The organism is Metabacillus sediminilitoris, from assembly GCF_009720625.1.
Taxonomy (GTDB): Bacteria; Bacillota; Bacilli; order Bacillales; family Bacillaceae; genus Metabacillus; species Metabacillus sediminilitoris.
In genome coordinates, this window is sequence record NZ_CP046266.1 from 1,769,022 (window position 1) to 1,781,639 (window position 12,618).

At 40.4% G+C, this 12,618-nt stretch carries 10 protein-coding genes; 8 read left to right on the forward strand and 2 right to left on the reverse strand.

Translation table 11 applies throughout. The annotated features are described in order from the left end of the window. Positions 1 to 171 precede the first annotated feature (171 nt). Positions 172 to 1,209: an NADH:flavin oxidoreductase/NADH oxidase gene (locus GMB29_RS08535; RefSeq protein WP_136351703.1), complete on the forward strand. Its 1,038-nt coding sequence runs from the start codon at positions 172 to 174 to the stop codon at positions 1,207 to 1,209. 140 nt (positions 1,210 to 1,349) lie between these two features. Here GMB29_RS08535 and GMB29_RS08540 read toward each other — a convergent pair whose 3' ends face one another. Continuing rightward, a complete protein-coding gene (locus tag GMB29_RS08540; protein WP_136351702.1) occupies positions 1,350 to 2,615 on the reverse strand; it encodes an erythromycin esterase family protein in 1,266 nt (421 codons plus the stop codon). A 432-nt stretch (positions 2,616 to 3,047) separates the two neighbouring features. Here GMB29_RS08540 and GMB29_RS08545 point away from each other — a divergent pair, with 432 nt between their 5' ends. Continuing rightward, the gene (locus GMB29_RS08545) at positions 3,048 to 3,488 is read left to right on the forward strand and encodes a hypothetical protein (protein ID WP_155443858.1); all 441 of its coding nucleotides are present in this window, start codon (positions 3,048 to 3,050) and stop codon (positions 3,486 to 3,488) included. 725 nt (positions 3,489 to 4,213) lie between these two features. Here the strand turns inward: GMB29_RS08545 and GMB29_RS08550 are convergent. Then, on the reverse strand, positions 4,214 to 5,644 hold the full coding sequence (locus GMB29_RS08550) for a Na+/H+ antiporter NhaC family protein (protein ID WP_136351699.1): 1,431 nt from the start codon (positions 5,642 to 5,644) through the stop codon (positions 4,214 to 4,216). A 332-nt stretch (positions 5,645 to 5,976) separates the two neighbouring features. On the opposite strand from GMB29_RS08550, the gene GMB29_RS08555 reads away from it, so the two are divergent. The 6 genes from GMB29_RS08555 to GMB29_RS08580 all read left to right on the forward strand — a co-directional run bounded on the left by GMB29_RS08555 (position 5,977) and on the right by GMB29_RS08580 (position 12,615). Then, positions 5,977 to 6,270: a heterocycloanthracin/sonorensin family bacteriocin gene (locus GMB29_RS08555; protein ID WP_136351698.1), complete on the forward strand. Its 294-nt coding sequence runs from the start codon at positions 5,977 to 5,979 to the stop codon at positions 6,268 to 6,270. Between the two features lie 149 nt (positions 6,271 to 6,419). Then, positions 6,420 to 8,378, forward strand: a complete 1,959-nt coding sequence (locus GMB29_RS08560; RefSeq protein WP_136351697.1) for a putative thiazole-containing bacteriocin maturation protein — start codon at positions 6,420 to 6,422, stop codon at positions 8,376 to 8,378. Then, on the forward strand, positions 8,375 to 10,315 hold the full coding sequence (locus GMB29_RS08565) for a TOMM precursor leader peptide-binding protein (RefSeq protein ID WP_136351696.1): 1,941 nt from the start codon (positions 8,375 to 8,377) through the stop codon (positions 10,313 to 10,315). Before GMB29_RS08560 ends, GMB29_RS08565 begins: the two co-directional genes overlap by 4 nt. 198 nt (positions 10,316 to 10,513) lie before the next feature. Next, positions 10,514 to 11,902 carry a SagB family peptide dehydrogenase gene (locus GMB29_RS08570; RefSeq protein WP_406600320.1) on the forward strand — a complete coding sequence of 463 codons (1,389 nt, stop codon included), beginning with the start codon at positions 10,514 to 10,516 and terminating at the stop codon, positions 11,900 to 11,902. A gap of 162 nt (positions 11,903 to 12,064) precedes the next feature. Then, positions 12,065 to 12,337, forward strand: coding sequence for a hypothetical protein (locus GMB29_RS08575; protein WP_136351694.1), 273 nt, complete (start codon positions 12,065 to 12,067; stop codon positions 12,335 to 12,337). Continuing rightward, positions 12,331 to 12,615 (forward strand): mannosyltransferase YkcB-related protein, encoded by a 285-nt coding sequence (locus tag GMB29_RS08580; RefSeq protein ID WP_136351693.1) that lies wholly within the window; start codon positions 12,331 to 12,333, stop codon positions 12,613 to 12,615. Before GMB29_RS08575 ends, GMB29_RS08580 begins: the two co-directional genes overlap by 7 nt. Positions 12,616 to 12,618: the final 3 nt, after the last annotated feature.

A 12,618-nucleotide genomic window follows, 5' to 3' on the forward strand; every position in this document is an offset into this window, starting at 1 on the left:
TTTTTATTCTTAGAATTGGTTTGTTTGACAGATTCTTTTTTTATATGCTAAATTGTATGCATGCACATGCATTTAATTTATAATTTGGGTACCCATAAATAACGGAGAGAATCTTGTTTTCACGTAATAGTAAAGATAAATGGTGCTAATATAATAAAAAGGAGTGTTACAATGAATCATTTATTTTCCCCTTATCAGCTAAAAGGATTATCATTAAAAAATCGTGTGGTTATGCCGCCTATGTGTCAATATTCGGTAACAAAAAAAGATGGCATTGCGACTGATTGGCATTATACACATTATGTAAGCCGTGCAATTGGCGGTGCTAGTTTAATTATTATTGAAATGACGGATGTAGAACCCGATGGGCGAATTTCAGATTATGATTTAGGTTTATGGTCAGATGAGCAAGTTCCTGCATTAGCACGTATAGTAGAAGCTTGTCATCAATACGGAGCAAAAGTGGGGATACAAATCGCTCATGCCGGACGTAAAGCAGAAGATGCCGATGTTCCAGTAGCACCATCTGCGATTCCTTTTGATGAAAATTCGAAAACTCCAAGAGCACTTTCTACAGATGAAGTAAAAGAAATGGTTACTAAATTCCGTAGTGCTGTCAAAAGAGCTGTGCAAGCTGGTGTAGATGTGATTGAGCTGCATGGTGCTCACGGCTATTTAATCCATCAATTTCATTCACCTTTAACGAATAAAAGAACAGATGAGTATGGGAAGGATTTATCTAAATTTGGTAAAGAGGTCATTCAGGCTGCTAAAAGTGAAATGCCAGAGGATATGCCGTTAATTATGAGAATATCTGCACAAGAATATGTTGAAGGCGGATATGGAATTCATGAGAGCATTGAATTTTCAAAAGAATATCAAGATGCAGGAGTTGATATGTTTCATATAAGCGCAGGGGGAGAAGGCCCTATCGCTGCGGAGGGAAGACCAGGAACACATGTTGCCTATCAAGTACCATTAGCAAGATCGATCAGGCAAGCTCTTGACATTCCAGTAATTGCAGTTGGAAGATTGGATGAACCATCATTAGCAAACGCAGTTATCGGAAATGAAGATGCCGACCTTGTGGCTGTCGGAAGAGGAATGTTAAGAAATCCTTATTGGACATTGGAAGCAGCTACAATCCTTCGCAAAGAAATTGAACTGCCGAAACAATATAGTTTGGGCTTTCCAAGAAACAACAGATAATAGGTCAGGTAACCACTTTAAACGATCACTTGGTAAAGCTTTAATTTCACAAGCACAGATTGAGAAAATGAATAAACCTTGGAATATCCCAAGGTTTATTCATTTCTATGAGAATGTTGGCAATCTTTCTTACGATTTCACTAAAGAATGACCTCTTCAACTACAAGCGGTGTAAGTCCATTTGTATAATTTACATAGATAAAGGCATCATATCGCTTAGACATGACAGAAGGTACGTAATTTCCGTATTGTTCATATTGTGGGTCATAAACAACTCCAATTGCTCTGTGACCGATTGTTTGTTGAAAATGATGTTTGTTTTGTTCGTTAAAAACTAATAATTTGTCATGTGGTCCTGCTTTATGCATTGCATCCTCAAAGCTTCCTGCTATTGCTGGAGGTATAATCATTCTCTCCAAATTCACGCCCCATTCGTCAGCTGCGATCACAGTCCCCCTGTGAGTGCCAAATCCAATAATGAATAGTTTTTCTTTTCCTATTTGTTCTCTTAACAATTGACCAACATTCTCTATGCCTTCTTTTACCATATCAGTTGCTCTGGCATCACCAACATGTGTGTTATGTTCCCAGATGATTCCTTTTGCATCACTGCCATACCAATCACTAATTTTGTTGATCACTTCAACCATGTGTCTGTCACGAATATTCCAGGATTCATTATCATCTACGACCATTGTTCTGTAATACTTTTCAGCATTCGCTGTTACGATGGCATTTACTTCAATGTTTAAATGACTTTCTTCCGTGTTTGAAAAATGTTTCTTATGTAGGCGAATCTCAGTTAAAAGCTTGAAAACCTCATCATGACATCCTTCAGAGTAGAAGGAGGCAGCTACAGCGTATTTTTCTGGATGGCGATTAAAAGGCTCAAAACAAGAAAAGGCATTCCTCGTTGATTGGGCGAGCGGGGAATTTGTTTTGACTAAATACTTGAGAATTTCATCCATTGATTCCCATAACGAATAAATATCGATCCCATAAAAACCAACCTGCTTATCCTTTGGCTGTGTTTGATTATATTCTTTTAACCATTCAATAAGGCTAATCATTTCCTCATTTGCCCACATCCACGTCGGCCAACGGTTAAATGATGTTAACACATCCCTGGCATTTGCAGATGCTTGATCAAAGCCCTTTATATAACGATTCACTTGCTGACAAGCAGGCCAATCACCCTCAACAGCTATAAAATGAAACCCTTTTTCGACAATCAGTTTTTTCGTAAGATCTGCCCTTATCGTATAGAATTCAGACGTTCCGTGTGAAGATTCACCTAATAACACATATTTTTGCTGATCAATTTCCTCAATAACAACTAGAAAATCATCAGGTTCTTTTAAATGTTTTGCATTCTGTTTAATCGCGTTAACTAATTGGTTGTTCATCCTTATCCCTCAATATTTGTTTGATAGTGGCTATACTACGATTTTTCTTTATTTAGCTTTTCCTAAAAAGACTGCATTTATGGGGAAAACATGACTAAAATTTACATTAGACTTAATGAATGAATGATAAAAATTATACTAAGCATTGAAATTAAAAGAGAATGTAAAGTATGGAACACTTGGGTCTTCTATGATTTAGCGTGTTCCTTATGGAAGAGTTCATAGTTACACCAAATGATGATGACAACATAAAAGGGCTCCTTTATAGCGTACAAAAAAAGAAATATGAATTTTTATAGACAAGTATACTTTCCTTTTTATTTGCTTTTCATATATTGATAGCAGATTTAATAGAAAGGAGGGGAAATTCTATGTCTTATTCCCATCATTATGAATGTTGGTGTTTTTATTGTAAGAACAAAAAACACGATAATGACTGGTCTTACAAGCACAAAGATGACTGCTGTTGTCACGAGAAAAAGAAAGAGCAGAAAGATGACTGCTGTTGTCACGAGAAAAAGAAAGAGCACAAAGATGACTGCTGTTGTCACGAGAAAAAGAAAGAGCACAAATATAACTGCTGTTGTCACGAGAAGAAGAAAGAGCACAAAGATGACTGCTGGTGTCACGAGAAAAAGAAAGAACACAAAGATGACTGCTGGTGTCACGAGAAGAAGAAAGAGTACAAAGATTGTGACTGTTGTCACGAGAAGAAAAAAGAGCACAAAGATGACTGCTATTACTATTACTACGAATGCTGGTGTAAAAAGAAAAAATACTATTGTGACTGTTATTAATAGTAGTTTGTTAAAAGGAAAGCACCCTGAACCAATTTTAGGCAGGGTGTTTTTCTGTAAAAAAGGACGTCTTTAAGGCTTGTGAACAAATCCTTTTAAAACGTGAAGCAACGCTCGCTAAGTATAGGACGCTTTATTATATGGTGCGTTCAACAACCTTAATCAGCGCTTGTAAGAACTCTTTTTATTTTTCTAAAGTTGGAGAATGTGTTGCCTAGTCAATTAAGATTAATTTTTTTATCGGGAGCCGTTATTTTTTGAAAATAAACAATACCATGTACGGCAAGGGATCTGCCAACCATTTTCACCATAAATAAAATACATAGGCACACTATCTATCTTGCAAAGGATAATCATATATAGAGTAATCAACCATTTCTGAGTAAAGACCGTCTAGTAACTTGACACTGATGTTGCGTGCTTCCAAATCTTCTGGAATGAACATTATGTTTTATTTCTTCAACATTTTTTGAACATTATAGTTTGCCATTACTATTTGAAAAAGAAATATCACAAAGATAAAATCGGCATTTTAGCCCATTCTTGGGGCACAGTCATTGGGTCAATCTATGCCAATCAATATTCAGCGGATGTCGCCTTTTATATTGGTGTAGGCCAAGTAATTGATCCTATCCAAGATGAAGATATTGGCTATAAGAAACCATCCGCAGACTCGAAGAAATAGAAGATGAAAATGGTATGAAACGGATGAACGAGCTTGGTGATTATCCAGGTAATAACGCTTCAGTTATTTTAGACAAAATGGTCATTGTACGTGAAATGCAAGCACAGCTTGGGAACTTAAACAACAAAGAAACCAAAGATAAGATAGAAAATAATCGCGATGACGCCGCCAATTATGGAGATTTTTAATTTATAGCGAGCATACTCGACAAGCGGCATATCTAATATGGATGCGGTTGTAATGGTTGTATCACCCAATGGGGATGCTAATGCACCAAATGCGCCGCTTGCAAATACCGCACCAACGGTTAACGGAATTGAGGCTCCGGTAGAAACAGCTAATGTCATTCCTAAAGGCATAAACAACCCCCATGTTCCCCAAGATGATCCAATGAAGTAACCGACGATTGAACCGATAAGAAAAATGGTTGCGGGGGTCATGGAAGCTGGCAGGAAAGCTCCTAATGTTGAGCTAATAAAGGCTGAAAAACCCAGCTCTTCAGCAGAAAGTGTAAGTGCCCATATTAGGACAAGCAGGCTGATCGCCTCCATCATTTGATTTCCGCCATCATAAAAATGGTATAAGATTTCATCTAGTTTTTGTTTGCGAATAATGTAGAAAACAAATGAAAATATAATCGTGATGAAAACGGCCAAGAGCATAACAAATGTCGCGTCAGCTTGAGAAAAAGCTGCAAAGATCGTCTGTGCGCCTCTAGCTGTACCGTCCTGCCATAAAAGAAATAAAGATAGACTTAGAAGTAAGATAACAGGAATAATTAAATGCCATGGCTGGGCTTTTACTAGAGATAACTCACGTTTTATCCCAATCCGGTGAAATTCATGTTCTTGCTCTTCCATTTGTACAAGATCCACTTTCTTGTTAGCGGTGGTTGTTTTTTTGCGAGGATTCCAGACTGTTTGAATAATGCCGATTACCAGCATCACAATCGCAAAAAAGTTGAACAAAATGCTTAGGAGAAAGACTTCATATGGAGACAAATCCAACCCAAGCTCTTGAATCCCGCCTTCTACTAAAGAGACCATAAAGCCAACAAACGCTGTAGCTACAGGCAAAAGAACAATGACTGACTCTGTTGAAATATCGAGCGTGAGCCCAACTTTTTGCTTTGATAGATTCATTTTTTTGATCAGTGATTTCACGATCGGACCGACCATCATAATCCGAAACATCGGCATCATAAATGTAAAAGGGAGAGTCAGCCAGATCAGACCGAGCAGACCCCGTTCTGATTTAATCTTCGTGCCGACCCATTCAGAAAAGCCTTTAATCCCGCCTGATATATTCATCATCCCGACAAGACCGCCAAATAAATAAAGGAACCCAATGATATTGATATTTGTTTCATCTGATAATGTTGTGACGATATATGATACGGATTGTTGTGCCCCTGTTAATAAATTTGCTGTTACAATCAATGAGCCCACAACGAGTCCTAAAACAAGACCGGGTAAAATATTTTTAAGCCATATCGACATTGAAATAACAATAAGAAATGGTAACAGAGAAAGCCAGGTATGTTCCAAAATCCATTCCTCCTTCAACTGTTTCAGTTTTTCCCTTCTTAGCTTTCTTCATTCAATGAATGATTTTAAATTTTCCATTAATGATTTAGATCAAAGTAATAACATGAAATCGCTATGCTCAGTAGTGTAACTTTATGTAGTTGGTAAATTGAAAAATCCGGTTTCTACATTTTTTAAATAATAGTTATTTGAATCAGTCACTTTGCCCAAGCAGCGTACATATCTTTAGGGTGAGAGTATTAGAATTTAGCTTTTGTCCTTGATTGATCAGTTGTTGTCCCTTTTTATTTTGCTGCTGTACCTTGTGAATTTAAAATATGGAGGTTTTGAAAATGACTAATTTCCAGAATGATCTACAATCGTTGAATGTTGGTGATTTCCAGGCAAACGAGGCTATTCCTTGGGATCCAAATCAATACTATGCTGATCAAGATAGACAATTTGGGGTAGGCTTCGGTTTTTTCCGATGTTTTAATTGTTTTCACTGCTTTAATTGTTTCAATTGTTTCCGTTGCTTTAATTGCTTCCGTTGCCATAACTGTTTTCATAATTGTTTTCATAATTGTTTTCATAATTGTGGTAATTGCGGCGGTCGATGTGGTGGCGGCGGCCGTTGCGGTGGTTGATCATTTTAACAATGGAGATGAGCCTCTGCAAAAGTTGCAGGGGCATTTCTCCATAAGATTAGACATAAGAGACAAATTAGGATACATAGGATGATAGTGAAAACTTATGCTTTTAGTTAGAGGACAGTTTACGGATAAGGAGGATCGGAATGACAAAATTGAACCCTTCTATGCGTTTGAAAGTGAAAAGGGACACTTTTTTTCTCCCTGATCCAAACAACGGTGTGTATTTTCGAAATAATGTCAGTTCATTTCATATGAAAGGCAGCACGATCGATCAATGGGTTGAAAAGCTAATACCTATGTTCAATGGGGAGTACACCTTGGGGAATTTGACAGATGGATTGCCGGGTCCATATCGAGATAGGGTGTATGAAATTGCAGAAGTGCTGTATCGAAACGGGTATGTACATGATGTAAGTCAAGAAAAACCGCATCATTTGCCGAAACAGATTCTTACTAAGTATGCTTCTCAAATTGAATTTTTAGAGAGCTTTGGCGATTCAGGTGCATACCGTTTTCAAGCCTATCGTCAGGCTAAAGTGTTGGCAATCGGCTCTGGGTCAGTTCTTGTCTCATTGGTTTCTTCATTGCTTCAATCTGGATTGCCGAAATTTCATGTGCGAATAACGGAATCGGTACCGACGAATCGGAAGCGGATAGAAGAATTAGTCGTACATGCCCGTAAAACGGACCCTGGGGTAGCGGTAGAGGAGGTCAATCTGCAGCCTGTGGGGGAAAGTTCTTTGCGGGAACTTTTACAGCCGTTCGATTCAATTTTATATGTATCACAGGAAGGTAATGTAGAGGAATTAACTGCGATTCAGAAGATTTGTAGGGATGAGAAGAAGCTTTTTCTACCTGCTATCTTTCTTGACCATGTAGGGATTGCAGGACCATTAGTGCAGCCGGACTCTGAAGTGAGCTGGGAGTCAGCGTTGCGCAGTATTCACCAATCTGTATTTCGTCATGATGAGGAAATAGACAATTTCTCATCTACGGCGGGAGCGATGCTGGTCAATGTGATTGTATTCGAGTTGTTTAAAAAGATTACGAGAGTTTCTGAATCAGAACAACATCATCAAATCTTTCTTCTAAATCAGGATACATTAGAAGGGAATTGGCATTCTTTCATGCTTCATCCGCTAGTGACCGGGCGTGTTACAGCTGAATTGGTTCAGGATCTCAATTTGCGGCTTAAAAAAAGTTCGAGTAATGTTGAGCAAGGTAGATTGCTTCTTTATTTTAGTCAGCTGACATCAAAGGAATCAGGAATTTTTCATATTTTAGATGAGGAAGATTTAAAACAGCTGCCTTTAGCCCAGTGTCGCGTTCAGGTCGTTGATCCGTTGTCGGAGGGTCCTGCAGAGCTGCTGCCGAGCATCGTTTGTTCAGATATGACACATGAGATGGCACGTAAAGAAGCGGGTCTAGCTGGAATTGAAGCTTATGTGTCACGAATGGTCGATCACATCGTTAAAAATCTGCCTCCACAGGAAAAGGTGGAGTTGAATTTAGTAGATTCTCATCAATTTGTTGGTGTCGGAGCAGGGGAAACATTTGCAGAATGTGTTTGCCGTGGATTGCTGAAATGTTTAACGGAGGTACTAAGCAACGAACAGGTGGAACAAAAATATAAGGTCTCTCCAGTTCAGTTAAGTGGTGTTGAAGATGAACGTTGCCAGTATTATTTACAAGCACTTACTACGTTACATGGAGCCCCAATTATCAGTTTAGGGAAGGAAGTTTCTGGCTTCCCAGTGGTATGTATTGGTGTGAATGGGCGCTGGTATCGCCATGTAGATCTTACTATAACATTGGCCTTGCAAAAAGCGTTACAGCAGGCGCTTATGAATGAAAATAAACAATTCCTTCAGATACAACCTTTAGAGGATTCATCTGTATTGCAGGCAGATAAGGTACCGCAACATCTTGTTATTCGTTCGTGTGAAAACATCTCACAACCAGAAATTTTACAGTCCGCAATACAAGTCTTGAAACAGAACCGAAAACAGTTATTGGTTTTCGAACTAGGATTGGAACAAATTTTTAATAAAGAACTATTAGGTGTGTGTGGGATATTGTTACGAGAGGAGGGATCGCGGTGAGTGCTATCGTAGGGATTGTCGGAGAAGGTTTGTTAGCGGACTATGTTCGTGATGAACTGGCCTCTCAATACCAGGTTGTTCGACAAACTGATTTCGAGGCAGATGTACCTAAAGGGGCCGATATCGTTCTTGTCCTGCACGATACCTGGAATCCCTCCATTCATCAAACAGCGGAAGAGGTGTTACGTAGAGCTGGCATTCCTTGGCTGCGCGGTTTCGTATCATTTGGAGAAGGAGTAATTGGACCGCTCGTTCGTCCAAACACACAAGGGTGCTCGCGATGTGCGGACTTACGGCATCTCATGGCAGGCCGCGACCGAAATGAGATGTGGCAATTGCAACAGAGTCTAACCGAAACCTCAAGAAAGTCGCCAGACCCTTGGGCATCAAGGATAGGGCTTTTGCAGATCAGCCATGTGCTAACGGAGGAGGTACAAAGGAGTTTACAAGGTGAACACGTCCACTCAGAAGGACGTGTATGTATCATTAATTTGAAAGCATTAAAGAGTTCATGGCATACAATTCTCCCTGACTCAGTATGCCCTGTTTGCAGTCAAATACCTGACGATTCAAAGGGTTTGGCCCAAATTAAACTGAAACGGAGTCCAAAAATCCCCGGCAGTTTCCGCTGTCGTTCGTTGGATGAGCTAAAGAAGGTTCTAGCCAAAGACTATCTTGATCACCGAACTGGTATTTTTAATGGGAAAATGGTTGATCTTATCCCTCCATTTGCTGATGTTGGTGTGAATTTGCCTTTATTTGCAGGGGATGAGGGTGTAGCAGGCCGCACTCATTCATACGCATTAAGTGAATTAACTGCCATACTGGAAGGATTGGAAAGGGCCTGTGGTATGACACCGCGTGGAAAAAGGACAGTGGTCAAAGATAGTTACCGTAACTTAAAAGATCAAGCCCTCAATCCAATCACAGTAGGAGTGCATGCAAAGGAACAGTATGCTCGAGCTGATTTTCCATTTGAACAGTTTCATCCTGATAAAAAGATGAATTGGGTATGGGGCTATTCGTTTTTGCAAGAGCGTCCCATTTTGGTTCCAGAGCTTCTTTCCTATTATAGCTTGGGATGCGGACAGGGATTTGTCTATGAAACTTCGAATGGGTGCGCATTAGGCGGAAGTTTGGAGGAAGCGATTTTTTATGGGATTTTAGAGGTCGTGGAACGTGATTCATTCTTGATGACTTGGTATGCAGAGCTGCCTCTGCCTCGACTTGATCCTTATTCGGCTAATGACAAGGAATTGGAGTTGATGATCGACCGTGTACGGGCGGTTGCCGGGTATGATCTGTATTTTTGTAATGCAACAATGGAAAACAGGATTCCAAGTGTATGGGCGATTGCAAAGAACAGGAAGGAAAAAGGATTGAATATCATCTGTGCAGCAGGATCTCATCTCGATCCAGTCCGGGCGGTAAAAAGCTCGGTTCACGAGCTGGCTGCTATGATGCTGACGCTTGATGAGAAATTAGAGACGAATAAAGATGAATTTATGCGAATGCTGCACGATTCTTCCCTTGTGACGAAGATGGATGATCATGGCATGCTGTACGGTTTGCCGCAAGCGGAAGAACGTCTGCAGTTTTTGCTGGACAACAATCGTCCACTGCGTACATTTGATGAAGAATTCAAATGGAAGTCAAAGCATGAAGATCTGACTGATGATCTGCAGGATATCCTTCAGGAGTTTCGCAGATTGAACCTCGATGTCATTGTCGTAGATCAGTCGACATCAGAAACAAAACGAAATGGACTGCATTGCGTGAAAGTGCTGATTCCGGGAATGCTGCCGATGACATTCGGACATCATCTTACTAGAGTAACAGGGCTTGAGAGGGTGCTGCGGGTACCAATGGAACTTGGGTATACGAAGCAGCCGTTGACAATGGAACAGCTCAATCGACATCCACATCCGTTTCCATAATGGTAACGAGGAGGTAGGAGGATGGGTCTAGATACCTTTTTGCACAATTTACATTTTGACATTGACAAGGTAAGCCCGCCGGACTGGGAAGTGGATTGGGATGATGCACCTCTCCCTTATAAGCTCTACCGCGGCTTGCCTGTTTTTCCATTATCTCTGGAAGTTCCGCTGTCGCTTGAAGAATGGGAAGGACCGGCAATGCCTAACCTTCGGAAAATCGGTCATTTTCTCTGGTATGTATTTGGTCTAACTCAATTTTCCCAGACAGCCTTTACCTCCACAGAAGAAGTGCCGGAACTCATGCAGTCGAGTCGGCGGTTTGTTCCTTCAGGTGGGGCGTTGTATCCAAGTGAATTGTATGTATATTTGAAGATAGAGGATTTGCCGTTTGGTGTATACCATTATGATGTCGCACACCATCGCCTAGTGTTGCTGCGTGAAGGAAATTTCGATTCATATATAGCCAGTGCTCTTGGTAATCGCTGTGAGCTATCCAGTAGTTTTGGTGCAGCATTTGTGTCGACAATGTTTTGGAAAAACTACTATAAATACAATAACTTTGCTTATCGCCTTCAAGGATTGGATGCTGGTGTGCTGATAGGACAGTTGCTCGAGGTCGCGAAACGGTTTGGTTTTGCTTCCGGGGTGTATTTTCAATTTCTTGACAAGGCAATCAACCATCTTCTTGGACTATCACAAGAAGAGGAAAGTGTGTATGCTGTTATCCCGCTAACAGTGGAACCGACGAGGTGGTATCCAAATGGCGGTGGGGAAAATGAACATATTTCAGCAGCCGAATTGAGCAGGGAGTTAAATGTGATTCAGAATCATCACTTCGTACGCTCACAGATCGTCAAAAAGTTTCCGATGCTAAATAAGATGAATGAAGCATCAATGCTAGAATCAACTCGTTCATTTCAGCCGATTAAGGGGAGAGAGAGTAGGCATAATGACAGTCAATTAATCGCTCTCCCGTATGTAAACCGGTTATCCTATGATCTTGCGTCGGCTTGCCGAGAGCGATTTTCACCAGATATGGATTTTGTTCTCGGTAAGGTAACCCAATCTCAACTTGCCGTACTGCTGCAAGAGGTGACATCAGCGTTTATGTATCGAAATGACTTGGATGAAGAATATGAAAAGTCTCGTGTTTCACTTTACGGCTGTTTTTATCATGTTGAAGGCATTCCGGACGGTGCTTATCAATATGACAGTGCTGAACATGCCTTAAGACAAATACAACCCGGCGATCATCGACTCCCTTTGCAATATGGAATGACGATAGGAAATGTTAACTTGCTCCAAGTTCCGCTCTGCTTCCATGTGGCAGGTGATAAGGATTACTTTAAATCAGAACTGGGGTATAGAGGATACAGGATACAACAAATGGAAGCAGGAATGCTCGTACAGCGATTATTGCTAGTATCATCAGCACTTGGAATGGGCGGGCATCCACTTCTCGGGTTTGATGCGAAATTGTGTGATGAGATTTATCAAATGGACTCGCTGGGGAAAACCAGCCTTATCCAAATCCCGATCGGTCCCTATCGAAACCGTCCGTGGTTGCAGGGAAGCTTGTTAAGCTAAGTAGAAAAGTATCAGTTTTAGGCTGCTAACCTTAAGGTTCTTGCAACTTTAACTCATAATCTTGCAACGTCACGATAAAATGACGTAACTCACTTTGTTAGAAGTGAGTTTTTTCGTTTTTTTTATTAAAAAACACACTTTGACATCTACCTGACACATTGATTGATTAAGGTTCATATAGGTTGTTTAATCGAAATTAAAGTGGACCGCAGTCTAAATGAAACAGGGAATCTTCAAGCTGGAGATATGACAGGCACTGACGGAAATCCATCTGAAGGGAATGATCGTTTGGATGGCAGTCAACCAACAATGAATCAAGGAAAGCCTGGAAGTTCTGTTGATGCAAACCTTGTAGCCTATTTAGAAGAAAAGAATAATGGTGAGAAATACTTTGTTGCCGTCCCTTCTGCACAAGATGCCTATTCAATATGTTAAACACCGATTATGCCGTGATGGCAATGGGCGGTTTCTCAGGTACTGATCCAGCTCTAACGGTAGAAAGACTTGAAAAAATGACTGAAAAGGGTGAAGTGAAATACTTCCTTCTTTCGGGTAATGGCGGACGTCAATCTGAAACCGTTAATACTTGGATCCTCGAAAACTGTGAGAAAGTTCCAAGCAGTGAATGGAATTCAGAAACAACAGAAGAAACAAGTGATGAGGCTTCGATTGGAAGAGGGCAAACATTGTATGTTTATCAAGGAAATCAATAAGCA

Bases quoted from the DNA above. Each gene is read 5' to 3' on its own strand.
- GMB29_RS08535 (WP_136351703.1), top strand. From the start codon at position 172: ATGAATCATTTATTTTCCCCTTATCAGCTAAAAGGATTATCATTAAAA.
- GMB29_RS08540 (WP_136351702.1), bottom strand. From the start codon at position 2,615: ATGAACAACCAATTAGTTAACGCGATTAAACAGAATGCAAAACATTTA.
- GMB29_RS08545 (WP_155443858.1), top strand. From the start codon at position 3,048: ATGACTGGTCTTACAAGCACAAAGATGACTGCTGTTGTCACGAGAAAA.
- GMB29_RS08555 (WP_136351698.1), top strand. From the start codon at position 5,977: ATGACTAATTTCCAGAATGATCTACAATCGTTGAATGTTGGTGATTTC.
- GMB29_RS08560 (WP_136351697.1), top strand. From the start codon at position 6,420: ATGACAAAATTGAACCCTTCTATGCGTTTGAAAGTGAAAAGGGACACT.
- GMB29_RS08570 (WP_406600320.1), top strand. From the start codon at position 10,514: ATGCCTAACCTTCGGAAAATCGGTCATTTTCTCTGGTATGTATTTGGT.
- GMB29_RS08580 (WP_136351693.1), top strand. From the start codon at position 12,331: ATGTTAAACACCGATTATGCCGTGATGGCAATGGGCGGTTTCTCAGGT.